The sequence below is a fragment of the Novosphingobium organovorum genome, from assembly GCF_022832435.1.
GTDB classification, from domain to species: Bacteria; Pseudomonadota; Alphaproteobacteria; order Sphingomonadales; family Sphingomonadaceae; genus Novosphingobium; species Novosphingobium organovorum.
This window is the reverse complement of sequence record NZ_JALHLF010000052.1, coordinates 1-26,510: the sequence shown is the minus strand read 5'-3', so window position 1 is coordinate 26,510 and position 26,510 is coordinate 1. Positions and strand designations below refer to the sequence as shown.

The 26,510-nt window shown below is 66.3% G+C and carries 16 protein-coding genes; 7 read left to right on the top strand and 9 right to left on the bottom strand.

All coding sequences use genetic code 11. From position 1 onward, the window contains the following. Positions 1 to 356: FAD-dependent oxidoreductase (locus tag MTR62_RS12945; protein WP_244021535.1), on the bottom strand; the 356-nt coding region annotated here is incomplete at its 3' end. Between the two features lie 276 nt (positions 357 to 632). On the opposite strand from MTR62_RS12945, the gene MTR62_RS12940 reads away from it, so the two are divergent. From MTR62_RS12940 to MTR62_RS12930, 3 genes are all read left to right on the top strand, one after another. Beyond that, positions 633 to 1,289 (top strand): GntR family transcriptional regulator, encoded by a 657-nt coding sequence (locus MTR62_RS12940; protein WP_244021533.1) that lies wholly within the window; start codon positions 633 to 635, stop codon positions 1,287 to 1,289. Between the two features lie 35 nt (positions 1,290 to 1,324). Beyond that, the gene (locus tag MTR62_RS12935; RefSeq protein ID WP_244021532.1) at positions 1,325 to 2,746 is read left to right on the top strand and encodes an amino acid permease; all 1,422 of its coding nucleotides are present in this window, start codon (positions 1,325 to 1,327) and stop codon (positions 2,744 to 2,746) included. A gap of 78 nt (positions 2,747 to 2,824) precedes the next feature. Next, the gene (locus tag MTR62_RS12930; protein ID WP_244021531.1) at positions 2,825 to 4,366 is read left to right on the top strand and encodes a glycoside hydrolase family 27 protein; all 1,542 of its coding nucleotides are present in this window, start codon (positions 2,825 to 2,827) and stop codon (positions 4,364 to 4,366) included. Positions 4,367 to 4,578: 212 nt separating this feature from the next. Here MTR62_RS12930 and MTR62_RS12925 read toward each other — a convergent pair whose 3' ends face one another. The 8 genes from MTR62_RS12925 to MTR62_RS12890 form a co-directional block, all read right to left on the bottom strand. Next, positions 4,579 to 6,945, bottom strand: a complete 2,367-nt coding sequence (locus MTR62_RS12925) for a DPP IV N-terminal domain-containing protein (RefSeq protein WP_244021530.1) — start codon at positions 6,943 to 6,945, stop codon at positions 4,579 to 4,581. Positions 6,946 to 7,045: 100 nt separating this feature from the next. After that, the gene (locus MTR62_RS12920; RefSeq protein ID WP_244021529.1) at positions 7,046 to 8,044 is read right to left on the bottom strand and encodes a 4-hydroxyproline epimerase; all 999 of its coding nucleotides are present in this window, start codon (positions 8,042 to 8,044) and stop codon (positions 7,046 to 7,048) included. 11 nt (positions 8,045 to 8,055) lie between these two features. Beyond that, complete coding sequence (locus MTR62_RS12915) at positions 8,056 to 8,970, bottom strand: dihydrodipicolinate synthase family protein (RefSeq protein ID WP_244021528.1); 915 nt, start codon at positions 8,968 to 8,970, stop codon at positions 8,056 to 8,058. A 286-nt stretch (positions 8,971 to 9,256) separates the two neighbouring features. Further along, a complete protein-coding gene (locus MTR62_RS12910) occupies positions 9,257 to 11,944 on the bottom strand; it encodes a TonB-dependent receptor (protein ID WP_244021527.1) in 2,688 nt (895 codons plus the stop codon). Between the two features lie 236 nt (positions 11,945 to 12,180). After that, positions 12,181 to 13,788, bottom strand: coding sequence for a family 43 glycosylhydrolase (locus MTR62_RS12905; protein ID WP_244021526.1), 1,608 nt, complete (start codon positions 13,786 to 13,788; stop codon positions 12,181 to 12,183). Between the two features lie 5 nt (positions 13,789 to 13,793). Then, a complete protein-coding gene (locus MTR62_RS12900) occupies positions 13,794 to 15,617 on the bottom strand; it encodes a DUF885 domain-containing protein (RefSeq protein WP_244021525.1) in 1,824 nt (607 codons plus the stop codon). Further along, positions 15,535 to 16,665 (bottom strand): Ldh family oxidoreductase, encoded by a 1,131-nt coding sequence (locus MTR62_RS12895; RefSeq protein ID WP_327194410.1) that lies wholly within the window; start codon positions 16,663 to 16,665, stop codon positions 15,535 to 15,537. Before MTR62_RS12895 ends, MTR62_RS12900 begins: the two co-directional genes overlap by 83 nt. Positions 16,666 to 16,676: 11 nt before the next feature. Continuing rightward, on the bottom strand, positions 16,677 to 19,049 hold the full coding sequence (locus tag MTR62_RS12890; RefSeq protein WP_244021523.1) for a glycoside hydrolase family 127 protein: 2,373 nt from the start codon (positions 19,047 to 19,049) through the stop codon (positions 16,677 to 16,679). Between the two features lie 254 nt (positions 19,050 to 19,303). Here MTR62_RS12890 and MTR62_RS12885 point away from each other — a divergent pair, with 254 nt between their 5' ends. The 4 genes from MTR62_RS12885 (at position 19,304) to MTR62_RS12870 (ending at position 26,309) form a co-directional block, all read left to right on the top strand. Then, a complete protein-coding gene (locus MTR62_RS12885; protein WP_244021521.1) occupies positions 19,304 to 21,778 on the top strand; it encodes a S9 family peptidase in 2,475 nt (824 codons plus the stop codon). A 9-nt stretch (positions 21,779 to 21,787) separates the two neighbouring features. Continuing rightward, positions 21,788 to 24,553: a DUF5695 domain-containing protein gene (locus MTR62_RS12880; RefSeq protein WP_244021519.1), complete on the top strand. Its 2,766-nt coding sequence runs from the start codon at positions 21,788 to 21,790 to the stop codon at positions 24,551 to 24,553. An 899-nt stretch (positions 24,554 to 25,452) separates the two neighbouring features. Continuing rightward, complete coding sequence (locus tag MTR62_RS12875) at positions 25,453 to 25,761, top strand: type II toxin-antitoxin system TacA family antitoxin (RefSeq protein ID WP_244021517.1); 309 nt, start codon at positions 25,453 to 25,455, stop codon at positions 25,759 to 25,761. Continuing rightward, the gene (locus MTR62_RS12870; RefSeq protein WP_244021515.1) at positions 25,758 to 26,309 is read left to right on the top strand and encodes a GNAT family N-acetyltransferase; all 552 of its coding nucleotides are present in this window, start codon (positions 25,758 to 25,760) and stop codon (positions 26,307 to 26,309) included. The genes MTR62_RS12875 and MTR62_RS12870 overlap by 4 nt, the downstream gene beginning before the upstream one ends. The last annotated feature ends 201 nt before the right edge of the window (positions 26,310 to 26,510 follow it).

Genomic DNA, 26,510 nt, shown 5'->3' with positions numbered 1-26,510 from the left:
CAGGCATCGAGCGCGCGGCCGAGCAGAGCCTCCAGCGCGGCCTCCCCGCAAGCGAAGCGCGCGGGCGCCGCCGCCGCGACCAGCCGCAGCGAAAAGGGCAGCCAGGTCGCGATCTCACGCAGGGGAAGCGCCAGCGCGCCGCCGGTCAGGAACAGCCGCGAAGGAACCGAGCGCAGCGTCGCGTGAGAGGCCAGCGGTGCGACCTGCTCGGTTGCGATGTGGCCCGCATTGCCCCACGAAGCTGCATCGCCCGCACGATCCGCATCGACCAGGGTGACCCGGTGCCCGGCATCCAGCAGCGCCACCGCGCACGATAGGCCGACCACTCCGCCCCCGACGATTGCGACGTGCGCCATCTAAAAAACTCCATTGACCCCTTGTGTATTTCGTATACGTTATATTCAACTCAGGCGTTCGGCAAGAGGGCATTCACCGATGAACATCGCGAACGATCATCCGCGCCGAACGCGTACCGGCCCCGCACGCGCCCCGCATCGACTGGGCTGCATCGACCGGCCCACAGCGCCTGGTGAAAACCAGCAATTGCAGCGTTCTCACCCCCCGTCTATATTATACGGTTCAACCCGCAAGGGCGCCGCACGGCCGCCTGCGGTATTTTGGAGACCTGAACCGTGACGATCGTCGTTCGCACCCTTTCGGAACGCATTTTCGAAGTGATCCGGGAGAGAATCATCGAAGGGCAGCTGTCCGACATGGAGCCCGTGCGTCAGGACGCGCTGGCCAAGGAACTGGGCGTCAGCAAGATCCCGCTGCGCGAGGCGCTGGCCCGGCTCGAACACGAGGGCCTGCTCACCAGCCAGCCTAACCGCGGCTGGTTCGTCCAGCCGATGACCACCGACCAGGCCGAGGAAATCTACGAGCTGCGGCTCCTGATCGAGCCGACCGCCGCCGCGCGCGGCGCGCGCATGGCAAGCGAGGCGGAACGCACCGCCGCGATCGAGGCGTTCGAGCGGCTCGACAAGGCGGCCGAGACGGACCTGCCCGAAGTCGGCGTGCGCAACCGCGAATTCCACGTCACGCTGGTGCGCCCCGGCCAGCGCCTGCTCACCACCCAGCAGGTCGAGCGGCTCGAAGTGCTCGCCGAACGCTACGTCATCGCCCACCTCGAACCCGCCGGCCGCGAGGACCGCGCCCATGGCGAGCACAAGGACCTGCTCCAGGCCTGGCTCGCGCGCGACGAGGAAGCGGTGCGCAAGCTGCTGACCCATCATATCGCCGCCACGCTCGAAGACCTTCGCGCGCATTTTGCCGTCAGCCAGTCCGGCTGACCTTCCCCACCCCGTCTCCAGGCCAAGGACCCTCTATGCTCGGACCGAGAAAATCCCTCGAATCTCTGGCTAACCGCACCTCCGGGCACAGCCTTGCCAAGACCCTTTCCTGGCCCCACCTGATCGCGCTGGGGGTCGGCGCGATCGTCGGCACGGGCATCTACACGCTGACCGGCGTAGGCGCCGAACGCGCCGGTCCCGCCGTCATCCTGGCCTTTGCCATCGCGGGCGCGGTCTGCGCCTGCGCCGCGCTCGCCTATGCCGAGATGGCCACGCTGATCCCGGCGGCGGGCAGCGCCTACACGTTCAGCTACGCCGCGATGGGCGAGACGATCGCCTGGGTGGTGGGCTGGAGCCTGATCCTCGAATATTCGCTCGCCTGCTCGACCGTGGCGGTAGGCTGGTCGGGCTATCTGGTGGGCTGGATCCAGTCGGCCGGGATAGCCCTGCCCCACGCCCTGCTTGCAGGCCCCTACGATGACGGGCTGGTCAACCTGCCCGCGGTGCTCGTCGCGCTCGCGATCATGGGCATGCTGATGGCCGGCACGCGCGAAAGCGCGACGCTCAACATCGTGCTGGTCGTCATCAAGCTGGCCGCGCTCAGCGTCTTTGTCGCCATCGCGCTGCCCCATTTCCAGTCGGCCAACCTCGATCCGTTCATGCCCTATGGCTTTGCCAGCACCGAAAACGGAGGCGAAAAGCGCGGGGTAATGGCCGCCGCAGCTATCGTCTTCTTCGCCTTCTACGGCTTCGATGCCGTGGCGACCTCGGCCGAGGAAGCCAAGAATCCGGGCCGCGACCTGACCATCGGCATCGTCGGCTCGATGCTGGTGTGCACCGCGATCTACATGGGCGTGGCGATCGCCGCCGTCGGCGCGCTGCCCTTCCTCGATCTCGCCAATTCGCCCGAGCCGCTTGCACTCGTGCTGCGCGACCTTGGCCAGCCGTTCGCCGCGCACCTCATCGCGCTCGCCGCGGTCATCGCGCTGCCTTCGGTCATCCTGGTGATGATGTACGGGCAGAGCCGGGTGTTCTTCGTGATGGCGCGCGACGGGCTGCTGCCCGGCTGGCTTGCGCACATCAATCCGCGCACCGGCGCGCCCGCGCGCATCACGCTCATCACCGGGGTTTCGATCGCGGCGGTGGCGGGGATCTTCCCGCTCGACAAGATCGCCGAGATGGCCAACGCGGGCACGCTCGTCGCGTTCATCGCGGTTGGCGCGAGCCTGATGATCATGCGCCGCCGCGCGCCGCACCTGCCGCGCCTGTTCCGCTGCCCGCAGCCCTATGTGGTCGGCACGCTGGCGATCCTGGGCTGCACCTACCTGCTGCTCAGCCTGCCCAGCGACACGCTGATCCGCTTTGGCAAGTGGAACGCGATCGGCCTCGCTTTCTACGTGTTCTACAGCCGCAGCCGCAGCCACGCGGGCAAGGAGCAGGCGGCCGCCAAGTCCTGACCCGCCCTGCCCGGTGACGCCGTACGTTCGTTTCACGCCGTCACCGTCCGACGCCCCCTGTCCAACCGGAGATCTCCCTTGCCGCGTCCCTCCCTGTCGCGCCGTGTTCGCGCGCGCGCGCTCCTCGCCGCCACGGCCATCGCCCTCTACTCGACCAGCGCCCTGCCTGCACAGGCACGCAGCGCCTTCGACGGGGTCTGGCTGTTCGACGGCACCCCCGCCACTCCCGGCATTTCAATGATGGACATCCGATCCAAGGGAAGCGCCATCGAGGGCGAGGTGACCACCGCCTGGTACGGCGCGATCCCCATGCACCACGCGCGCATCGAGAAGGGCGAGCTGGTCTTCGAGGCCGACAACATCAACGATCGCGACCACCCCACCCAGACCTGGCACGTCGCGCTCAGGGACGGGAAGGCCCGCCTGACCGGGAAGATCTGGTACCACGCGATCGACGTGACCGGCACCCGCGGCTCCAGCGCGCAGGGTGAGGCCCGCGCCTTCCATCCCGTCCCGTTACCCGCGATGGGCGCCCCGCTCCACGCCACGCTCGCCCCCACCCCGCCGATGGGCTGGAGCAGCTGGAACAGCTTTGGCGCCGCGATCGACGATGCCACCGTGCGCGCAATGGCCGATGCGATGGTCTCCTCAGGGCTACGTGATGCGGGCTACACTTACGTCAACATCGACGATGGCTGGCAGGGCACGCGCGGCGCCGACGGCGCGCTGCGGCCCAACGCCAAGTTTCCCGACATGAAGGCGCTGACCGCCTACGTCCACGCACGCGGGCTCAAGATCGGCATCTACTCCTCGCAAGGCCCCAAGACCTGCGCGGGCTACACCGGCAGCTACGGCCATGTGCAGCAGGACGCGCAGACCTTCGCCGACTGGGGCTTTGACTACCTCAAATACGACCTGTGCTCGGGCGAGTGGTTCTACAACGACCGCGACACGGTGATGCGCAGCTACTACGCGATGGGCAAGGCGCTGCAGGAAACCGGGCGCGCCATCCTCTTTTCGCTGTGCGAATACGGCCGCTTCGACGTGGGCGAATGGGGCCGCAGCGTGGGCGGCGAGCTGTGGCGCACCACCGGCGACATCACCGACAACTATGCGACGATGGCCAAGATCGGCTTCGACCACAACGGCAAGCCCGCCAACGCAGGCCCGCACGGCTGGAACGATCCCGACATGCTCGAAATCGGCAACGGCGGCATGAGCCCGGACGAATACCGCAGCCACATGGCGCTATGGGCCATGTCCGCAGCCCCGCTGATGATGGGCCACGACTTGCGCAAGAGCGATGCAGCGACGCTGGCGATCCTCACCAACCCGCGCGTCATCGCGATCGACCAGGACCCGCGCGGGGTGCAGGGCCAGGCGATGCGCAAGGACGGCACGCGCGAAGTCTGGGCCAAGCCGCTGGCCGACGGGCGCGTCGCGCTGGCGCTGTTCAACCGGGGCGAGAGCGCCATCGAGGCTCCACTCACCCCCGCCGATGCCGGCCTGGCGTCCGTTTCACGGGTCGAGGATGCGTGGAGCGGCACCACCGCCCCCGCGCTCGTCCCTCTTTACTCGGTGCCCGCTCACGGCGTCGTGCTGCTGATCGTCAGCCCCTGAGCTCCCAACGGAAACACGCGCCCCAACCGTTCGTCCGACCTCGGACGGGGGCGCGCGCTTTCCATCCGATCCCGGTCCGGGGCGCGTCGCTTCGCACCCATGCGGACCGGACCGGGATCGCGAAGAAGCCCGCCCGTCCTCTCCCAGGGACGGGCGGGCTTCGATTTTCGGACCCTGGCGTCTTTCCCGCGTGTCGCCTCGCGGGCGCCGCGTCAGCGCGCCCCCCACCCCGCAGGCGGCGTGGTGAAGTTGGTCTGGTGGTTGGGCGAAGCCGCCGCGCCGCCATCCTGCAGCGCATCGACGAAGAAACGGAACATGCGCTTCGCCACGTAGTCGATCGGTCCGGTGGAACGGCCGACGGTGTGCTCGCCCCCCGGCACCTCGAGCATGTCGAAGGTCTTGCCCGCACGGATCAGCGCATCGACCACCTGGCGCGAGGACGCGGGATCGACGTTGCTGTCCTGCTCGCCCCACAGCAGGAACAGCTTGCCCTGCAGCCGCCAGGCGTTGTCCACGCCCGAAGCCGCCGCGTAGGAGGCATCGACCGGCCAGCCCATCCACTGTTCGTTCCAGCTGATCTTGTCCATGCGGTTGTCGTAGCAGCCCGCCATGGCGAACCCTGCCTTGTAGAAATCGCCGTGGAACTCCAGCGCGCTCAGCGTGCTCTGGCCGCCCGCCGAGGCGCCGTAGATGCCCACCCGGCTGATGTCGTACGAAGGGTCCCTGGCGGCGAGCGCCTTGTGCCAGGCGATGCGATCGGGAAAGCCTGAATCCTGCAGGTTCTTCCAGGCTACGTCGTGGAACGCCTTGGACCGGTTGGCCGTGCCCATCCCGTCGATCTGGACGACGATGAAGCCCAGATCGGCCAGCATCTGCATCCCGATCACCTTGTCTCCGCCCGAATGGTAGCCGAAGGGCCAGAAGGTCTTGGGCACGAAGCTGTCGTGCGGCCCGGCGTAGATGTTCTCGATCACCGGATACTTCCGGGCCGGATCGTAGTTCGTCGGGCGCACGACGAGCCCCCAGATATCGGTCTTGCCGTCACGCCCCTTCGCCTTGAACACTTCCGGCGCATGGAACCCCGCTGCGGTGAGGCGGCTGATGTCGCCCCTGGCGATGCTGGCCACCACCTTGCCATCGCGCGCATCGCGCAGCACGCTGACGGTGGGCAGGTCGGGACGCGAGTAGGTATCGACGAAATGGCGCATGTCGGGCGCGAAGCGCGCTTCGTGGTTGGCCGCCTCGGGGGTCAGCGCAACGAGGTGCGTGCCGTCGAAATCGATGCGGTAGTAGTGGACGAAATAAGGGTCCTCCCCTGGATTCATCCCGCTCGCCGCGAACCATACCTGGCGCGCCGCATCGTCGACCTTGACGACTTCGCGCACCACCCAGGGCCCCTTGGTGATCTGCCGGATGACGTGCCCGTCGCGCCCGTCGATGAGATAGAGCTGGTTCCACCCGTCGCGCTCGGAAGCCCAGACGATCGCCTTGCCCAGCCCGTCGACATCGTGGGAAAAACGCCGATCGGCGTAGACGAACGTCTTCGCGTTCTCGGTCACGGCGGCGTGGGCCGCGCCGGTCTGCGCATCCACCGCGATGATCCGCACCTGCTGGAAGCCGCGCCGGGCGTAATCGAACTCCACGCTCTTGCCATCGGTGCGCCAGCGCGGATCGGAGAGCTGGTAGGGATTGGGGAACAGCGCGTTGTCGATCACGCTCTCCTGCCCGTCCGCCACGCGGAACAGCACGGGCTGTTCCTGGTCGACCGCATCGCCCGGCTTGGGGTAGAGCTGGCTGCGCAGCACCGGCTGGAGGCTCTCCCTGGGCGCGGCTTCGACCCGCAGGACGTGGCGCGCGTAGCCCGGCTTGACCCGGTAGACCATCAGGTGGCGGCTGTCGGGCGCCCAGGCGATCGTTTCGGGATCGTAGAAATCGCCCGCCGAACCGTCGCGCGAGCGCACCTGAACGACCGTGCCGCTCGCCGCGTCGCGCACGACGAGATTGTCGTCCTCGACATCCGCCCGCCAGCGCCCGTCGGGCGAGACGCGCGGGGTGTCGTCGGCCGGAACGCTGAGATCGCGCACCACCCCGAAGCCGCGCGGCCGCCCCGGATAGGACACTTGCGCACAGTGGTAGTCGACAAGGCTGCACCGCCAGGGCGTGTAGTCGATCGTGAACAGGATCGCGCTGCGCGCGTCGTCGGCGTAGGAGAATTCCTCGAACGGCAGGCGCAGCGGGGCGATCGTCTCGCCCAGCGCCGCGCTCAACCCTTGCGCGACTCTGGCCTGATCGAACGCGGGCGCGCGGCCCAGCCCGGCCAGCGTCACCGTCTCGAAGGCAAAGCCGCCTTCGACCGTCTTGCGGTAGGAAAAAGCGCTGCCGTCGGCGGTCCAGGTCGCGGGCCAGCTCACGTCGCGGGTAAGGTATTCCCAATCCTCGCGCAGATGCACCGAGCGTTCGAGCTGCGCCGGGCTGGGATCGGCCAGCGCAGGGCTTCCCGCCAGCGAGAAGGCCAGGCTCGGCAGCGCCACCGACGCGGCCAGCAGGAGGGAAGCGAGCGGGCGGCGGGGGCTGGGCATGACGGGAAACCTGTTGCTTGAAAGGGAAAACGGGCCGCTGGCCCAGAGTGGCCAGCGTGCCCGCAAGGAAGCCGGGGCGCCAGAGCCCCCCGATCGGCGGTCAGGTGACCTGGAAACCTTCCCAGAAGGCATCCTCGCGGTCGATCCACAGGGTGTTGAACCCGGTCTGGATCGCCGAGCCTTCGATCGAGGGGACGATCGCGGGCACATCACCCAGCATCACCTCCTGCTCCACCCGGCCGATGAAGCGGCTGGTGATGTAGCTTTCGTGGACGAAGCTCTCGCCAACCTGGAGCTTGCCCTTCGCGGCGAGATGCGCAAGCCGTGCCGAGGTGCCCGTGCCGCAAGGGCTGCGGTCGATCGCCTTGTCGCCGTAGAACACCGCGTTGCGCCCATCGGCGCCTTCGCCGCGCGGACGATCGGCCCAGAGCACGTGGCTGACCCCGCGAATGGTGGGGTCGAGCGGGTGGACCGGCTCGAACTGTTCGCGCACCGCTGCGCGCACCTTGGGCGAGAGCGCGAGAATACGCTCGGCGCCCAGATCGTCGAGCCCGGTGTAGCCGCCCTGCGGTTCGACGATGGCGTAGTAGTTGCCGCCGTAGGAGACATCGACGCTGAGCGGGCCGATCCCCTCGACGTCGATCGCGATCCCCGTCGCGGCGACATAGGCCGGGACATTGGTGATCTTCACCGAGGTCACCTTGTTGCCCTGCGTGGTATAGGCGATCGCGATCGTGCCCGCAGGCACCTCGACCTTCAGCAGGCCCGGCGTCGCGGGCTGGATCAGCCCGTGTTCAAGCCCGAAGGTGACGATGCCGATCGTGCCGTGGCCGCACATCGGCAGGCAGCCCGAGGTCTCGATGAACAGGATGCCGATGTCGTTGGCCGGATCGGTCGGCGGGTAGAGGAACCCGCCCGACATCATGTCGTGGCCGCGCGGCTCGAAGCACAGGCCGGTGCGAATCCAGTCGAAGCGCGCGAGGAAATCCTGGCGACGCTCGGACATCGTGGCGCCCTTGAGCAGCGGAGCCCCGCCCGCGACGAGGCGGACGGGGTTCCCGGCGGTGTGGCCATCGATGCAGAAGAACGTATGGCGCATGGGGCCGTCCGTCAGGCTGCGGTGGCCGGGGTGAGCACCGGGCGCGTGGCCGCGGCCTCCTCGACCATGGCGATCACCTGCGCGCGGCGTTCGCCCACGAGCGGCATACGCGGGGGCCGAACGCGCTCCGAACCACGGCCCATGACCTGTTCGGCAAGCTTGATCGACTGCACCAGATCGTGCTCGGCATCGAGGTGGAGCAGCGGCATGAACCAGCGGTAGATCTCACGCGCCTTCTCGAAGTCGCCGCGCTCGAACGCGCTGACGAGTTCGACCGATTCCTTGGGGAAGGCGTTGGTAAGACCCGAAACCCAGCCCTGCGCGCCCAGGAAGAGCCCTTCGAGCGCCACGTCGTCAAGCCCGGCGAAGAGCACGAAGCGGTCCCCGAAGGCGTTCTTCACGTCGGTGAAGCGGCGGCTGTCGGGCGCCGATTCCTTGACCGCAACGATGTTCTCGACATCGACCAGCTGCGCCAGCACCGCGTTGGTGATCGCGGTGCGGTAGGCGGGCGGGTTGTTGTAGAGCATGATCGGCAGCGCGGTGCTCTGCGCCACGCTCTTGAAGTGCGCGACCAGTTCGTGCGGCTGGGGCACGTAGACCATCGGGGGCAGCAGCATGAGCCCGTCGGCGCCGATCTTCTCGGCCGCCTGGGCCCAGCGCACGGCGCGCGGGGCATCGTATTCGGAGGTCCCGGTGATCACCGGGACGCGCCCGTTCACGGCTTCGACGATGGCCGCGAGAATATCCACCTTCTCGTCATATTCGAACGAGTTGTTCTCACCCACCGTACCAAGGGCGATGACCCCGGTCACGCCGTCGCGGATGAGGTCGTCGACGACCCGCTGCGTATCGGCGAGGTCGATCGACATGTCCTCGCGAATCTGCGTGGTGACCGCCGGGAAAACACCCTTCCAACCAATTGCCATGAAAAATACTTCCTAAAGGGGTTGTTGAGTCTGATATCGTATACGATATTATTTTAGGTGATGCAATGGCGCTTTTTGCATCCGGGCGTCCGCTACGCGCGGTTCGTCGCGCGCTTGCACCAAGACCCGACGAGGCCAGCGCCTCGCGCCTTGGTATTACGCCCTCGTGCCTTCGCGCGGGCGTGACGAAGCGCACACGGGAACGGGAAGCGCCAAAACGAAACGGAGCCGCCCCTGCAAGCAAGGAGCGGCTCCGTCGTTCATCCGATCATCGCAATGCGCCCGATCAGAAGCGGAAACGCACGCCGGTCTGGATCGTGCGCGCCTGCAGACGCACGCCGTAGGGGAGCAGCCGGTCCTTGCCCCACCACATCTGCGCGTTGTCCTTGAGCAGGTTGGTGGCCTCCAGACTGAAAGTGACGAATTCCTTCGGCGTGTAGTTGATCGCCGCATCGAGACGCGAGGTCGCGTCCATGTAAGGCGAATACTCGGGATAGTCGGAGAACACCGCCGTGCGATAACGCGAACGGTAGTTCCACGCGACACGCGCGCTGAAGCGGTGATCGTCGTAGTAAAGCGCCGCGTTGTAGGTCAGCTTGGACATGCCCACCGCGTTGTCGTCCTCGCCGTCGGGGTACTGGATGTTACCCTTGCGCAGCCAGGTCAGGTTGCCCGAGACGCCGAAGTTGCTCCAGATGCCCGGCAGGAAATCAAAGAAGGTCTGGCCCGCCAGTTCAAAGCCCTGGAACGTACCGCCACCGGCGTTGCGGTTGGTGTAGACCGTGCCGTAGTCACCCAGCTCGGGGATATATTCGGTCTCGCCCGAATAGTAGATGTAGCCCTTGGGCTTCTTGAGATAGGCCGCGAAGGACAGCGAGCCAGCCTTGCCGAAGTAGTATTCGAGCGAAGCGTCGTAGCTGTTCTCGGTATAGGCCTTGAGGTCCGGATTGCCCGCGTAGACGATCGAGTTGGCCGACTGGACGATGCGGTAGGAACTGAGCGCGTAGAAGTCGAGCCGCGAGACGTTCTTGGTCCAGGCCAGACGCAGCTGCAGCTTGGGCGTGAAGTGGACGATGGCGTTGAAGCTGGGCAGGATGTCGAGGTAGTTGCCCTTGCCCGACGAGTTGGTGATCGTCTCGTTCCAGTCGTCGTCGTAGCTGTAGGACGCGCTGCTGCTGTTGCCCCAGGTATTCACGACGCGCGCGCCGAACACGCCGTCGATCGGAACACCGATGTCGAAGGCGTAGTTGAACTGGCCGTAGGCGGCAAAGGACTGCTCGTGCGAGGCATAGCCGCTGCCCAGGTTCAGGCTGGGATACTGCGTGCTCCAGTCACCGGAGGTCGCATTGTCCTGCAGCCAGTCGCGGATCGAGGAGAAATTGCGCATCAGCGACGAACCGGTCAGGTGATACCAGCTCGACACGCCCGCAAGGTCGGGCGAGGTCGTTTCGTAGGGGTAGCCGAAATCGGTCAGCGAGACCATCTCGCCATCGACTTCGGGATAGCTGTCACGATAGCCGTAGCGGTAGCTGATCTTCCGGTTCGAGTAGCGCACACCCATCTGGAAGGTGCGCAGCAGGCCGGTGTCGGAAAGGTCCTGCGTCACGTCGACCTGGCTGGCGAAGTTCTTGGAATGCTCCAGCCCGCGTTCGTCGTGAACGTTGTAGAGGGAATACTGGCTGGGATCGGACAGGTCGACGCCGTTGAAGCTGACGCACGGACCCACGCCGCCACCGATCGAACAATCGAAGTCGACCGTCGCACTGTCGAGCGAATTGAAGCGGTACTCGGTCAGGATACCGTAGTATTCGCGGCGCGACTTGTTGTACTGCGTGCTGAAATTGATCTTTGTGTGATCGCCGTGCCAGTGCGCTTCGAAGTTGCCGTTGTAGTTGTCCGAATAGTTGCGTTCATAATAGGACTGCGGTCCGCCCACGATCGACCCGCTCGCCGCCGTTTCCGTGACCGATCCGACCGTCTGGTAGTCCGAATTGCCGTTATCGACATAAGACAGGTCGGACAGGTCGTAATTGCCGTTGCGCACGGTGAGGTGCAGGCGGTCACGGGCGATCTTCTCGTGGCTGCTGAAGTAGGTGCCTTCGACCACGAAATCGAGCTCGGGGGTCGCCTGCCATTGCCAGACGGCGTTGATCGAGGGACGCTTGATCCGCCCCTGCTCGACCCCGTAGTTGACCGCGTAGGGCGCGATCGTGGTGCCGGCCGTATCAGCATCGAGGCTTTCCGCATCGGTGCTGAAGAAGGTGCCCGGCGTCTCGCTTTCGGCGAAGGTCTCGTTGTAGTGGTTCTTCGTGTACGAGGCGTTGATGAGGAAGCCCATCTCGCCGATCGCGGTGTCGAAGCGGTCCGCCACCAGCAGGCTGCCATAAGGGCTCTTGGTGTTGCCGATGCTTGAAAACACCTCGCGGAAGCTGCCCGCCACGGTCAGCCCCTGCTCGAGGTCGAGCGGACGGCGCAGTTCGACGTTGACCGTCCCCGCGATGCCGCCTTCCACCTGATCGGGCGTGCGCGTCTTGTAGACGTCGACCGCCTTGATCAGCTCGGCGGGAATGTCCGCCATAGTCATCGAACGGCCGACCCCGGTGGTCGCCTCGTAGCCGTTGATGGTCGTGCTGATGTCCGTCATCCCGCGGATCGAGATGTCGGTACCCTCACCGTGTTCGCGGCTGATCTGCACACCGGCAACGCGCGCGATGGCCTCGGGGACGTTGTTGTCGGGCAGCTTGCCGACGTCTTCGGCAACGACCGAATCGACGATCTGCGCCGCCTTCTTCTTCTTTTCGGCGGCCTTCTCGACCGAGCCGCGAACACCGGTCACCACGATCGAGGCGTTATCGTAGTCCTCGGCTGTGGCGTCCTCGGCTGTGGCGTCCTTGCCCGCCGCCTCGGCCGTGTCCGCCGCGCGGGCGAGCGCCGGGCTCGACACCGCGACGACGATCGCCATCGCCGACGTCACATTCAACAATCCCCTGAACCTCATTGACCTTCCCCTTCGGATGTATTCGCACCCATATATCGTATACGAACTATAATATTAGATATGAGTCAAGGAGAAATGTCACGAGACGGAAACACGGAAAAATAACCACGAAAAAAAATCAACATACTGAATTATATATACAAAAAACGACCCCGGAGACCCGGAGCCGTCCATTTGTTACGCCGTCGCGTAATATTTAGTCCGACAAAATATCACCCCCCACACGGCGCGACCGGGGCGCTGGGCGCGGGTTGTGGCAAGGCCATCTCGGGCGCCAGCGCTTCCCACTCCTGCACCGCGAGCCCGGCGTGCGCGGCGCCCTTGCCCGAGGCCTCCATCACCGCGCGCAGGCAGCGCGTGGTGACCGGGGCGAAGGCCACCGCCTGGAACCGCCCCGGCACGGTGCCATAGGCGCCCTCAGCACGGACCGCGCGCCACGCGTGCGCCTTCGCGTCCCAGTATTCGATGTGCCAGCGCGCGGGCGGTGCCACGCCGACGGAGGCACCGGCAGGCTGGTCGTTCCAGAACCAGATGCGCGCGCCGTTCAGCGTCACCGGCCTCTCCCAGCGGTATTCGATCCACTGGCTGGGCGGATTGTCGGGCCGCCAGCTGCCCCACATGTCGGGCGGCAGCGGATTGGCCTTGGTCACCCCGTCGTTGAGCGCGGCAATCCAGTATTGCAACGGCACCGGCTCGTTCGAGGCGTGCGCCTGCGCGCGCATCGCAATGTTGCGGGTGGGCACGGGCGGTGGTCCGGGGCGGCGCGTTGGCACCACCTTGCGGATCCGCGCCGGCGTCACGCTGTCGTCCCAGTCCATCGTGTCGAGCGCGACCGAACGGCGAAAATGCCCGCCCCCTATCGCATCGGCAGTGTGGTAGGCCAGGTACCACTGCCCCTTGAATTCGACCGCGCCCGAATGCGAGGTGGTCGACGAGACCGGGCCGAGCACCACCCCGCGATAGGTCCAGGGCCCGAACGGCGCGGGTGCGGTGCCATAGGCGATGCAGGCGTGGTAGACCGCCGGCGTGCAGTCCGAATTCGGTCCCGCCTGGTTGCCCGCGTAGAGCATGTAATAGGTGCCCCGCCGCTTCAGGATCCAGGGCGCCTCGAAGAAACCGGTGAGCCCGGTCAAGCTGCGCTCGGCGCCCTTGACGGTAATCATGTCGCGTTCCAGTTCGATCCCGCGCAACTGCCCGAAGGTGCCCCAGTAGAGGTAGACCCGGCCATCCTCGTCGATCATCACCGTGGGATCGATGTTCTGGATATCGTTGGCGACCGGCACGCGCTGCGAGACGATCGGCCCGGCCGGATGCGCATCACGCCAGGGCCCGACCGGGTTGTCCGAGACCGCAACCCCGATCGCGAAGCGGTCCTTGGCGTCCGAATGGGCCTCCATCACCGGCGCGTACATGTAGTAGCGCCCGTCCGGCCCCTGGATGATCTGCCCCGCGTAGGCGCGCCCTTGCTCGGCCCAGGCGAAGACGTCATGGGGCCGCGCGATCGCGGGATAATGCGTCCAGTGATGCGAGGCCGGATCGGCGGTCTCAAGCAACTGCCATTCGGGCATGATGAAGTCGTTGACGTCGGCCGCGGCCATGTCGCGCCCGGCCAGGATCCACAGCTTACCGTCCGCAACGAACGGCGCCGGGTCGGTCGAGTAATAGGTTCCGTCGGCCAGGATCGGATTGCCCGGCACGTCGAGCTCGCGCTTTTGCGGGAGGGCCTCCCCCTGCGCCCCGCCCGCGCTCGCCAGAACCGGCGCGCACGCCGCGCACACGCCCACAGCGGCCAGAAGCGCCGCCCTCCAGATCGTCTTCATCGCTGTCATTCCTCGTCGGGGTAGGGTCCCACGCCGCCATCGGCGATGAGCTGGTCGACCCGCTGGTCGATCACCGGCAGCGGCACCGAGCCGATCTGCAGCACCGCATCGTGGAAGGCGCGAATGTTGAACTTGGGGCCCAGCGCCTGCTTCGCCTTGGCGCGTGCGTCAAGGAAGGCCAGTTCGCCCATGTAGTAGCTCAGCGCCTGCCCCGGCCAGGAGATGTAGCGATCGACCTCGGTCTCGATCTCGTGGTTGGACAGCGCGGTGTTGTCGCGCAGGTAGTCCTGCGCCTGCTTGCGCGTCCAGCCCTGCGAATGGATGCCGGTATCGACCACCAGCCGCGCCGCGCGCCAGGCCTGGTAGCTGAGCATCCCGAACAGGTCGTAGGGCGTCTCGTACATGTCCATGTCCTCGCCCAGCGCCTCGCAATAGAGCGCCCAGCCTTCGCCATAGGCCGAGATATAGGTGTCGCGCCGGAACGCGGGCAGATCCTTGTTCTCGGCCGCGAGCGGCATCTGGAAGGCATGGCCCGGCGCGCTTTCGTGCAAGGTCAGCGCGATCTGCGAATAGAACGGGCGGCTGGGCAGGTCGTAGGTGTTGACGAGGTAGATCCCCGGCCCTCCGCGTCCGCCGGTGTAGAACGGCGCGATGTCGGCGGGCACCGGCTTGATCGCGAAACGGCTGCGCGGCAGGTGCCCGAAGTATTGCGAGGCCTTGCCATCGAAGGTCTTGGCGATCCACGCCGCGCGGTACAGCAGTTCGTTGGGGGTCTTGGGATAGAACTGCGGATCGGTGCGCAAGTGCTCGAAGAACTGCGGGAGCGTCCCGGTGAACTTCACCTCGCGCATGACCGCCTCCATGCGCGCGCGGATACGCGCCATTTCGGAGAGGCCGAGCTGGTGGATCTCCTCCGGGCTCTTGTCGAGCGTGACGAACTCGCGGATCTTGGAACGGTAGTACGCCTTGCCGTCGGGCAGATCGTAGGCCGCCAGCGTGGTGCGCGCGGCCGGTGCGTATTCGTTGTCCATGAACGCCAGCAGTTTGGTGTGCGCCGGAACGACGCCCTGCGCGATGACCTGCGCGGCCTCGGCCTGAAGCGCCGCACGGGTGGCTTGCGGGATCGTATCGGGCAGGTCCTTGAAGGGCGCGTAGAACGGGTTGTCCTGCGGCGTGGCCGCCGCGATCACCAGCTTGATCCCCGCATCGCGCCCGGTCAGCGTCACGCGCGGCGCGGTGAAGCCGCGCTTGATCCCGGCGCGCATATTGGCGATCTGCTGATCGTAGTAGCGCGGGATCTCGCGCAGCATCTCGAGGTAGTTGCGCGCGCCCGCCTCGTCGCTGATCGGCTGGCGCGCCCAGTCGGCCAGATTGCCCCAGAAGCTGGTGTCGGCGTTGAACGGCTTTTCGTATTCCCGAAACTGCTGCGCGGCGAGCAGCGCGTCGATCTGGCTCTGGTAGACTGCCAGGTTGATCTTGTTGGCCGCGCTCAGCCTTGCCGGATCGATCCCGGCCAGCTGCTTTTCGACCGCGCTCCAGCGCGCCAGCTTGGCGGCCTGCGCCTTGGGCCCGATATCGGGCAGCACCAGTTCGGGGTTCTTGCTGTCCTCGTCGGGCTCGGACTGCTTCTGGCGCCAGTCCCATTCGGCGGTGTAGATCGCCTCGAAGGCCTTGTCGGTCGCGCTTTCGCCGCCCGCTTCGGAAAGCGGCGCGGCGGCCGGGGCCGAAGGGGGCGCCGCGTCGACCTCAGCCGTCATGGGCAGCACCGCCAGCGCCGTTGCGGTCAGGAACAGTGCCCGCAGGCCGAACGGTGTGGCTGGTCGTGTCATGGTCTTTGCCCCTCTGGATAAGTTCTTCGATTTCCGCGTGAAAAGCCCGCGCGATGGTCAGGCCATGGGCCTGCGAATGGCGCCGCGCAAGCAGCCTGCGCGTCCCCGGCAGGCGCGCGCCCTGCACCTCGATCGCGGCAAACATCGCCTCGGCGCGGTCGAGATGCGCCTCGACCTGATCGCCCAGGAAGCCCGCCGGATCGATCGCGATGATCAGTTCGCCGCCGATCGGCGAGCCCTTGCGCCCGGCATCGCGGGCGAGCGATTCCGCGCTCGTCATCTCGCCGATCAACGGCCCGGCGATGAGTTCGACCATGGCCGCCAGCGCCGAGCCCTTGTGTCCCCCGAACGTGCGCATCGCCCCTTCGAGCACGGCAGCGGCCTCGGTGGTCGGCTGGCCTTGCGCGTCGTAGCCCCAGTCCTCGGGAACCGGTTTGCCCGCGCGGCGGTGCAGTTCGATGTCGCCGCGCGCGATCACGCTCGTCGCAAAGTCGAACACGAACGGTTCGCGCCCGCCGCCGCGCGGCCAGGCAAAGGCGATCGGATTGGTACCGAACACCGGCTGCGTTCCCCCCGCCGGTGCGACCCAGGCGTGGTTGGGGGTGAAGGCGAACGCCACCAGCCCCTCGTTCGCCAGCGCCTCGACCTCGGGCCAGAGCGCGGCGAAGTGGACCACGTTGGTAAGCGCCATCGCCGCGATGCCCCCGGCCCGCGCCTTTTCGACCAGCCGCTGTTTGCCGCGTTCGAAGGGCAGCTGGGCAAAGCCGCCGCCGCCATCGACGCGCACCAGCGCGCGCGCGGGCTCGCTCACCACCGGCACCGCATCGGGCACCGCCACGCCCTTCTCGACCGAGGCCGCCGCGACCAGGAGGCGGTAGAGCCCGTGCGAGGCGCAGCCATCGCGTTCACCCGCCACCATCGTCGCGGCCACCGCAGCGGCGTGATCGGGCGCCAGCCCCGCCGCTTCGAGCACCGCGCGCGCCAGCGCATCGGCTTCCTCGAGCGTCAGGTGGACAGTCTCGGCGTTATCCGTGGCCGGCATCGTCATCGCCGCCCCGCTCAGGCCGCCGGGGCCGGCTTGGCGGTGAACACGCGCACTCCGAAGACCGGTCCGGCCGAGCTGCGATCGTGCGGCACGAAGCGCACCCGCACGCTGGCCTTGCCCTTGGTCATCGCCTCGGGGATGGGATAGTCGACATCGAAGAACTTGCCCGGCTGATCGGCGTTCAATGTCTGCGTCACCAGCTTGTGCCCATCGACGAGGATGTCGAACACACGCGCGCGCTCCGACCCCCAATACGTCGCCGAGAGCAGCAGCGGGCCAGGCTTCACCTTCATCGTGAATTCGAAATACCCGCCCGAGCGCGCATCGCGCCCGTTGCGCCCGCGATAGGCGGCCGGGTAGGAAATTTCCGAGGTCAGGTCATGGTCGCGCTCGGGCTGCATTTCGCCCAGGTGCATCACATCGATCGAGCGTGCCGCGATATCCTTCTGGCGCGCCTGCTCGGCCAGATAGGCGGCCTCCTCGGCCTTCCAGCCAGCCTCGGAGAAGCGCTTGAAATAGACCGCGCTGCGCCGCTCGTACTGGCTGTAGAAGGGCACGAACATGCGGTCACCGGGGCGCACGATACCGCTGGTCTGGTAACGCGGGCGGTCCGAGACGATGGGGTGGAAGGCGGCCAGCGGGTCCTCGCCGACCATCGCGGGTTCGACGTCCTTCCATTCGACCTCGACCGGGCCGAGATCGGCCGCCATCACCAGCGGCCCGCGCAGCACCGAGACCACCGAGGGATCGCCCTCGGCCCCTTCGAAGCGCAAGTCGAGCGGGAGCGAATAGCCCACCACGTCGCCCGCCTTCCAGCGCCGCTCGATCAGCGCGTAACCGTTGACCGGGGTGACCGGATGCGCCTCCCCGTTGATGGTCAGCGCGACAGCGCCCTTGCTCCACGCCGGAATGCGCAGCGCAAGGGTAAAGCGCGGGGTCTTGACCGCCTCGAGCGTGAGCGCGATCTCGCCCTCGAACGGATAGCCGGTGGCCAGCGAGAACGTCGCGCCCTTGGCCTTCCACGCCACGCGCGAGGGGATGAACAGGTTGACGAACAGCGTGTCCTCGCCCTGCCAGTAGATCGAATCGCCGTGCTTGGAATGGCTTTCCATGCCCGAGCCCACGCAGCACCAGAACGCCTCCTCGCCCGGCTGCGAATAGCCGCGCCCGGCCCCGCTCATCATCGGGGTCATATACGTGAAGCCGCCGGTGTGCGGGTTCTGCGCCGAAAGAACGTGATTGAGATGCGCGCGCTCGTAATAGTCGAACAGCGCGCCATCGGGCTGCCAGGACCACAGCTGACGGGTCAGCTTGAGCATGTTGTAGGTGTTGCAGTGCTCGCAGGTGGATTCGGTAAGATGCTGGGCGATCGTGTCGGGCTCGGAGAAGTATTCCCGGTCCGCGTTGCCGCCGATGACGTAGCTGTGATGCTGCGTCACCGCTTCCCAGAAGAAGCGCGCCCCTTCGCCCGGCGCCTTGGCCCCGGTCAACTCGTGGATGCGCGCCAGACCGATCAGCTTGGGGACCTGCGTGTTGGCGTGGAAATTGGCGAGCTTGTCCTCGCCAGCCTCGAGCGGGTCGAGCACGCGGTTGTCGTGGATGCGCTGCGCGATCTGCATCCAGCGCGCCTGGCCGGTGCGCGCGTAGAGTTCAGCGTAGCTCTCGTTCAGACCACCGTATTCGCAGCCCAGCAGTTCCTGCATCTGCGCATCGTCAAGCGCATCAAACATGTCCGCAAAGTAGCCCGCAAGCCCCTCCAGCACGCTGAGCGCCTTGGCGTTGGCCCAGCCCGCGTGCACGTCGAGCAGGCCTGCGAAGATCTTGTGGACGGTGTAGAGCGGCGACCACGAGCCGTTCAGATCGAACCCGCCCGACTTGATGATGCCCTGCTTCACTTCGGCAAAGACGCTTTGCCCGTCGACGATCGTGCCGTCCTTGGTCTTGCGCCCCAGGGCGCCGAAATAGCCGTCCTGGCGCTGCGCCTGGCACAGCGCGAACTCGTCCACGATATAGTCGGCGCGGCGGCGGCACTCGCCATCGCCCAGCTGCTGCCAGGTGAGCACCAGCGCGGAGAGATAGTGCCCCAGCGAATGGCCCGCGATGGTGTCCGATTCCCAGCCGCCGTAGATCGGCGCCTTGGGTTCGAGCCCGGCGTACTTGCGGAAATTGTGCAGGAAGCGGTCGGGACTGAGCGAGAGCAGGTAGGCGTGGTTAACGTCCACCGCAGTGGCAAAGTCCGAGGCGGAGAGCCGCACGTCGGTCAAGGGCACCGGCTCGGCGCGCAGCGCGAGCGCGGGGCGCACACCGGCCGCCAGCGCGCGCAGCGGAACCCCGCACAACGCCAGCGCGGCCACGCCCCCCATCCATTCGCGCCGACTGGCCTTCATCTCGCTCACTCCTATCGAATATCGTATACGTTATTGATACCCCTGTCACCCGATGTGTCAATCCCCTCGCACGAGGCTTGGGACAATCCAATGAATCCGATGACTTGGCCCAACCCTGAAGGCATGATCGGGCGCTGTGACAGGCACGCCCGGTCCGAATTACTCCGATTATATATCGTATATTTTTCTTGACGCTCCGCCCCCGAGGCGGCATCCCACGGCCACACCCCAGGCCAGAGGGATGCCCCGAAACCGTGACCAAGCTGCCCCCTTTCCGCCCCTGCCCACCCCGCTCGAGCCGAACGCGCGGCGCGCGGCGCGCGCTGGCGTTGAGCCTTGCCCTCTCGCTGGGGACCGCGCTGGCGGGCGCTGAGGCGTGCGGGCAAGAGGCCGTCACCGCGCCTGCGACGAACCGCTCGCTGCCGCCTCAGGCGCCGATCGCGCAACGCTATGCCAAGGCGGACGCCTTCGGACGCGACAGGCTCGGCGCGCTGATCGACAATGCGGATATCGCGCCGCGCTTCATCGCGGACGCACACGGTAAGGCGCAGGGCCTGCTCTACCAGACCGGATCGAGCGGCGCGCACCATTACATCTATCTGGACCTCGCCAGCCTGGCGACGCGCGAGATCGCCTCGAGCGCGAGCCTGCTCGCAGCCTTGCGCCACACCGCCGACAAAGCGCTCACCCTCGAACAGGCCCGTATCGGCGCGCTCGACTACGATACCGCAAGCGGCGCGGTGACGTTCACAGCGCTCGGCAGGCGCTGGAAAATCGCCCCCGGCGGCGCAGCGACCGCGCTGGAGACGCCGGCTCCATCGCCGGCACCCGGCCTCGTCTCGCCCGATGGCACGATGCAGATCATCGCGCGCGACTATAATCTCTATGCGCGCGATATCGCCAGCGGACGCGAAGTCGCGCTGACGACAGACGGCACGCGCGAACAGCCCTATGGGCGCGACCTGCCCAAGCTCGACCAGATCCTTGCCGCCGACAGCGAGGAGCCCGCGCTGCCGGTTTCGGCGCAATGGTCGCCCGACGGGCGCTACCTCTTGTCCTGGCGGCTCGACACGCGCGGGGTGGAACCGCTCTCGATCACCCAGCAGAACCCGCCGGGACGCTTCTATCCACGCAGCTTCCACTATATCTACCCGCTTGCCGGGGCCAAAGCGCTGCCCAAGGCCACGCGCTTCGTGATCGACGTGCGCGCGGCGATGGCCAGCGGCGCCGCGCGGATCGTCCCGCTCGCGGTGCCGCGCGAGGAGCTGCTCTACCCCGCCGCACCCGACGAGAACTGGCTGACCACCGCTTCGGGCCAGCTCGTCGCGCGCGCGCAGTGGACCGAGCGCGGCTATGGCCAGCAGACCGTCTACTACTGCGCGCCCGCCACCGGCGCCTGCTCGATCGCCGCGCACGAGGCGGTCAAGCCCGCGATCACGGTCACGTCGAGCATGATCTGGCCCGCACCCGAACTGGGCGGCGAACTGGCGATTTCCGAGCGTTCGGGCTGGGCCCAGCTCTACCTCGTCCCGCCGTCCGATCCCGATGGCGGCAAGCCGATTACCCACGGCGAGTGGGAAGTGCTGAGCGTCGATGCGACCACGCCCGCCGCCGGGGACCTCCCGCGCGCGCTGATCGTCACCGGCGTCGGGCGCGAACGCGCGCGCAACCCGTACTGGCGCGCGCTCTACCGCGTCGCGCTGGACGATGGCGCGGTCACCCCGCTGACCCCCGAACCACTCGACCACGAAACGCTGGTTTCGCCCGGCGGGCGCTGGATCGTCGACCAGATGTCGAGCCCGACCTCGCCGGCGCGCGCGGTGCTGCGCGAGGGGACGGCCGGGCGGATCGTCAAGGAGCTGGCGCGCGGCGACGATGCGCGCCTGCGCGCCGCCGGCTACACCGCGCCCGAGCCGTTCGAGGGCCTCGCCGCCGACGGCAAGACGCCGATCTACGGCATGATCTACCGCCCGGCGAACTTCGATCCCCAGCGTTCCTACCCGGTGATCGACAATGTCTACACCGGCCCCACCACGCACCAGGTCCCCGACACCTGGGCCGGGGCGCGCCTTGCCGCGGCCAGCAGCGTCGCCCAGATCGGCGCGATCGTGGTGATGATCGACGGGACCGGCACTTCCTGGCGCGGGCAGCAGTTCCGGCTTCCCGCGTTCCAGAACCTGGGCGAAGTGGGGATCGACGATCACATCGCGCTGATCCGCCAGATGGCGAAGACGTACCCTTACATGGACACCGCGCGCGTGGGCGTCTTCGGCGGTTCGGCGGGCGGCTACGACACCGCGCGCTTCGTGCTGCGGCGCCCTCGGTTCTTCAAGGTCGGCGTCGCCTCCTCGGGCAACCATGACCTCAGGCTCGACAAGGCGTGGTGGCCCGAAGTGTCCATGGGCCGCGCCGACGAAGCGACCTGGGCGCGCAATTCGAACATGGCGGTGGCGGGACAACTCGAAGGCCACCTCCTGCTCATCCACGGCGACATCGACGACAACGTACCGGTGACCGAGACTTTCCGGCTCGCCAAGGCGCTGATCGACGCTGGGCGCGATGTCGACACGGTGATCCTGCCCAACACCACCCACGCGGTCTACCAGCCCTTCTTCTGGAAGAAGCTGCGCGACTATTTCACACTCTACCTGCTGGGCGAAATGCCCCCGGCCCTGCCACCGGCCGCCCCGGCGTCCAGCCACTCCAACGCCTCTCCGGCGGCCAAGTAAGGACCTGTCATGAAGCGCGTAACACGCCCTCTTCCCTTCCTCGCGCTGGCGCTGGCCGCGCTGACCCCGGCGCTGGTGCCCACGCTGACCGCCCGCGCGCAGGAGGAAAAGCCAAAGCCGGTCTATCCCCCGATCGCCAAGACGGCGATGCAGACGCCGACCTTCGATCTTGCGCTACGCGCGGATACCCAGACGCTGGCGAGCCTGGTGCCCAAGGGCGTTCAGGGCTTCGACTTCGTGCCCGCCGCGCGCGAAGCCGAGCGCGCGGCCGACGGTTATGTCCACATCGGCGACCTGCACTTGCGCCTGCGCACGCCGGGCGGCGCGTGGCAGGACTTTTCCTCCGCCGCGCACCGCCGCCAGATCACCGCGCTGCGCGGTGGCAAAGGCGTGCTCGCCGCCGCCGACATCACCGCCTCGATGGGCCAGGGCCTGCCCTTGCGAGTCGAACGGCGCTGGCTCGATGACAAGGGCGTGCTCGCCATGCGCTTCACGCTGGTCAACACCAGCCAGCAGCCGGTCGAGATCGGGGTGCTGGGCATGCCCATGGTGTTCGACAACATCATCCAGGATCGCAGCCTCGACCAGGCGCACCAGCAGGCGAGCTTCGTCGATCCCTATATCGGGCGCGACGCCGGGTATCTGCAGGTGACGCGCCTTTCGGGCGAAGGACCCGCGCTTCTGGTGCTGCCCGAAAAGGGCACCCCGCTCGAAGCCTACAAGCCGATCTTCCAGAAAGCCTGGGCCAGAAAGGACGATCACTTTACCGACAACACCCCGCGCAGCCAGGTGTTCGAGGGCTTCTACGACTGGACCGTGGCCAGCAAGGGCTTTGCCGAGAAGGAATGGGCCAAGGCCGGGCGTGAATGGAACGCGCCCACCAGCCTGACGCTCCAGCCCGGCGAAAGCCGCAGCGTGGGCATGCGCTTCGTGACCTCCCCCAGCATCCGCGCGATCGAGGATACGCTGGCCGCCTACAAGCGCCCGGTCGCGGTGGGCATCCCGGGCTACGTCGTGCCGACCGACCAGACCGCCAGCCTGTTCCTGAAAGCACCGAGCAAGGTGACGGGCATCGAATCCTTCCCCTCCGGCGCGCTCACCCTCACCCCGGAAAAGAGCGCTGGAAAAACCGCTGGCGGCTGGGTGCGCTACCGCGTCAAGGCCAGCGGCTGGGGCCGCGCCCGCCTGACCCTGACCTATGCCGACGGGCAAAAGCAGACGGTGAGCTACTACATCACCAAGCCGCTCGAGCAGGTGGTGGCCGACCTTGGCCATTTCACCACCCACCAGCAATGGTTCGAGGGCAAGGACGATCCGTTCCACCGCAGCCCCGCGATCCTTTCCTACGACCGTGAGGAAAACCGCATCATCACCCAGGACGCGCGCGTGTGGGTGGCGGGCATGAGCGACGAAGGCGGCGCGGGCTCGTGGGTCGCCGCGGCGATCAAGCAGCTCGACAATCCCGATCCCGAGGAAGTCGCCCGGCTCGAAACGCTGGTCAACACCACCGTGATCGGCAACCTCCAGGTCGCCGAAGGCGAACACCAGGGCGCCGTCAAGAAGAGCATCTTCTATTACGATCCCAAGGAATTTCCGGACTACTACGATCCCAAGATCAACTGGAAGACCTGGACCTCGTGGTCAAAGAAGGACGCGGGCGACCTTGGCCGTTCGTACAACTACCCCCACGTCGCGATCGGCGAATGGGTGCTCTACCGCCTCGCGCGGGACAACCGCGGCCTCGTCACCCAGCATGACTGGAAGTACTATCTGACCTGGGCCTACCGCACCACTGTCGCGATGATGCGCGATGCGCCCTACTATGCCGAGTTCGGCCAGATGGAAGGCGACGTCTTCCTCGACATCCTCAAGGACCTCAAGCACGAGGGGATGAGCGCCGAAGCCAGCGAGATGGAAGCGCTGATGAAGGCGCGCGCGGACCACTGGCGCTCGATGAAGTACCCGTTCGGATCGGAAATGGCCTGGGATTCGACCGGCCAGCCCGAAGTCTACGCCTGGATGGACTACTTCGGCTACAAACCGCAGGCTGACGAGACGCGCGAGGTGATCCTGGGCTACGATCCCACGATCCCCAGCTGGGGCTACAACGGCAACGCGCGGCGTTACTGGGACTTCCTCTATGGCGGCAAGGTCAGCCGGATCGAGCGGCAGATCCACCACTACGGCTCGGCGCTCAACGCGGTGCCGCTGTTCACCGCCTTCCGCCACGACCCTGCGGACTTCCACCTGCTGCGCGTGGCCTATGGCGGAATGATGGGGGGGATCACCAACATCGACCAGCAAGGCTTCGGCTCGGCTGCGTTCCACTCCTACCCCGACATGATGAAGTGGGACGCGATCACCGGCGACTATGGCATGGGCTTCTACGGCCACGCCATCGCCTCGGCGACCTACCTCGTCGACCATCCGCAGTTCGGCTGGCTGGGCTTTGGCGGTGACGTCGCGGTCAAGGGCGCGACGGTCCACGTGGTGCCCAGGGACGGCGCGCGGCGCCGGCTGTTCATCGCGCCCGCAGGGCTGTGGATCACGCTCGAGGCGGGCAAGATCGCTGCGGCCGACTATGACACGAAGAGCGGCAAGGTTGTGCTCACGCTCGACCCGGCCAGCGCCATCGCCCCGATCGCGCGCATCGCCTTTGCAACGACGACCACCGATGGACGCCCCTACACCATCGACACCGGCACGAACGAGCGCGGCGCCACCACCATCGCGCTGTCCGCCTCGCCTTCGCACGTGACCCTCACCCCGCGCTAACCGGTCCGACGCTTGCCCAGGGAGCTCCGATTTATCGGGATGCCCTGGGCAAACGCAGCCAGCCCCCTGACAGGTGGCCCTAGAGCGGCTTTCGATCAGATTGCATCCGATCAACCGCTCAAGACTTTTGTTTTGACGTNTATCGGGATGCCCTGGGCAAACGCAGCCAGCCCCCTGACAGGTGGCCCTAGAGCGGCTTTCGATCAGATTGCATCCGATCAACCGCTCAAGACTTTTGTTTTGACGTATTTTCTGAACCGCCAGGTGAATCCACCTGACTGGAAAATGCTCTCATTGGCACATGCCCGCAGACAGCGCTGCCTATGCCGGGATCGCCTAGCCGGATGGTGAAGCCATCGGGCCGCGCAGCGCGGCCCCGCCCCCCCCGCACGCCCAAGCGCCCGCACGCCGCCGGAATGCCTGCAAGCATCGCAGCTATCGGCCCAGAGGCTGAGGCCACGAACGCAATCCCTCGGCTGTTTGCACAACAAGGCCGGGCCTACATACCCCGGCCAGAAGCGACCGCATTCCGCTAAAGGCTCGGAACAATTCGCAGAAATCTGCCCTCTACCGGGCAATTGCGAACATCTACGATCAGGAATTTGGCGGAGCGGGAGGGATTTTGAGGACAAAATATAACACCCTGAAAAAGTTCGCCTACTCAAATCACTCCGCGCTGATTTCCCACATTTATTACCTCATGCACCGAGAACATCTAATTTTTCCGGTGATTTAGCGAGTATGTCGATCGTCGAAGAGCATGTCCAGAGGCATTCGCCAGCGACCTCTCACCACCACTTCTGACCGCGAATTTTTCAGCGCATTGTACGCCGCATCGGCGTACAATATTGACATATGGGCCACATCGGCATATACCAACCTCCCTAAAGGAGGTCGCCATGCAGCCGCACCACGACGCGACGAGTTCAATCGACGAACGCAGCACCGAACGCATGTCGTTTCGCACAAAGCCGCGCATCAAGGACGCCATCCAGAAGGCCGCCGCGCTTTCGGGGGTGGATGATTCCGTCTTCACGATGAACGCCGCGTATCGCGCCGCGATGGAGACAATCTCGACCCATGAACGCACGACCCTAAGCGCAGTCGATCACGAAGCCTTTTTTGCCGCGCTGGATCGCCCCCCTGCGCCGACCGACAAACTGCGCGCAGCCTTTGCTCGTCACAAAGAAACGATCGAGAGCAAGTGACCGACACCAAGGCGAATGCGAAGTTCATCATTGAGCCGCTCGATCCGTCCAAGCATAATCGAGCGGCCTTTTCATGTGGCGTCGAGCAAGTCGACAACTTCTTCAAGCGCACGGCGAACAAGCTCGCCCGCGCGGGCAACCTGCGGGTTCACGTCCTCACAGAGCCCGATGGATCGATCATTGGCTTTTACGCCCTCAACGCCCATTCGATCCACTATGCAAACCTGCCCGAGACATTCAAACGGGACCGCCCAGGCCATGGGACGATCCCTGCCGCCTTCATTTCCATGATCGGGGTAGACAGCCACTACCAAGGCCAGGGCTACGGAGGAGACCTCCTCGTTGACTGCCTAAGGCGCATCGCACGCGCAGCCGAAGCCGTCGGCATCCGCGTAGTGCTTCTAGATGTACTCGATTGTGGCTCACCAAACGAAGTTGAACGCAGGATCGAACTTTATAGTTCATACGGTTTCACCTCGCTGCCGACACAAAAACTCCGCATGTTCCTCCCGCTCTCGAACGTGGAAGCATTGTTTACAGCTGAATAACAACCCGCGACTGCCGACGAAGCTGTAGTTCGCAAGGACAATAGCGATCCCACGAACGATAGCTTCCGCCAAACTCGCCTGGGGGCCGGAGCATACTTGCGCCGATCATATCGCGGCAAGCATGTCTGGCAGGCGGACGTCGACATCTAGTAAAAGGTAAGCGTCTGCCCTAGCCCGTCGGTGACAGAAAATGCCCATTGC

Bases quoted from the DNA above. Each gene is read 5' to 3' on its own strand.
- MTR62_RS12935 (WP_244021532.1), top strand. From the start codon at position 1,325: ATGCTCGGACCGAGAAAATCCCTCGAATCTCTGGCTAACCGCACCTCC.
- MTR62_RS12925 (WP_244021530.1), bottom strand. From the start codon at position 6,945: ATGCCCAGCCCCCGCCGCCCGCTCGCTTCCCTCCTGCTGGCCGCGTCG.
- MTR62_RS12920 (WP_244021529.1), bottom strand. From the start codon at position 8,044: ATGCGCCATACGTTCTTCTGCATCGATGGCCACACCGCCGGGAACCCC.
- MTR62_RS12915 (WP_244021528.1), bottom strand. From the start codon at position 8,970: ATGGCAATTGGTTGGAAGGGTGTTTTCCCGGCGGTCACCACGCAGATT.
- MTR62_RS12905 (WP_244021526.1), bottom strand. From the start codon at position 13,788: ATGAAGACGATCTGGAGGGCGGCGCTTCTGGCCGCTGTGGGCGTGTGC.
- MTR62_RS12900 (WP_244021525.1), bottom strand. From the start codon at position 15,617: ATGACACGACCAGCCACACCGTTCGGCCTGCGGGCACTGTTCCTGACC.
- MTR62_RS12895 (WP_327194410.1), bottom strand. From the start codon at position 16,665: ATGACGATGCCGGCCACGGATAACGCCGAGACTGTCCACCTGACGCTC.
- MTR62_RS12890 (WP_244021523.1), bottom strand. From the start codon at position 19,049: ATGAAGGCCAGTCGGCGCGAATGGATGGGGGGCGTGGCCGCGCTGGCG.
- MTR62_RS12880 (WP_244021519.1), top strand. From the start codon at position 21,788: ATGAAGCGCGTAACACGCCCTCTTCCCTTCCTCGCGCTGGCGCTGGCC.
- MTR62_RS12875 (WP_244021517.1), top strand. From the start codon at position 25,453: ATGCAGCCGCACCACGACGCGACGAGTTCAATCGACGAACGCAGCACC.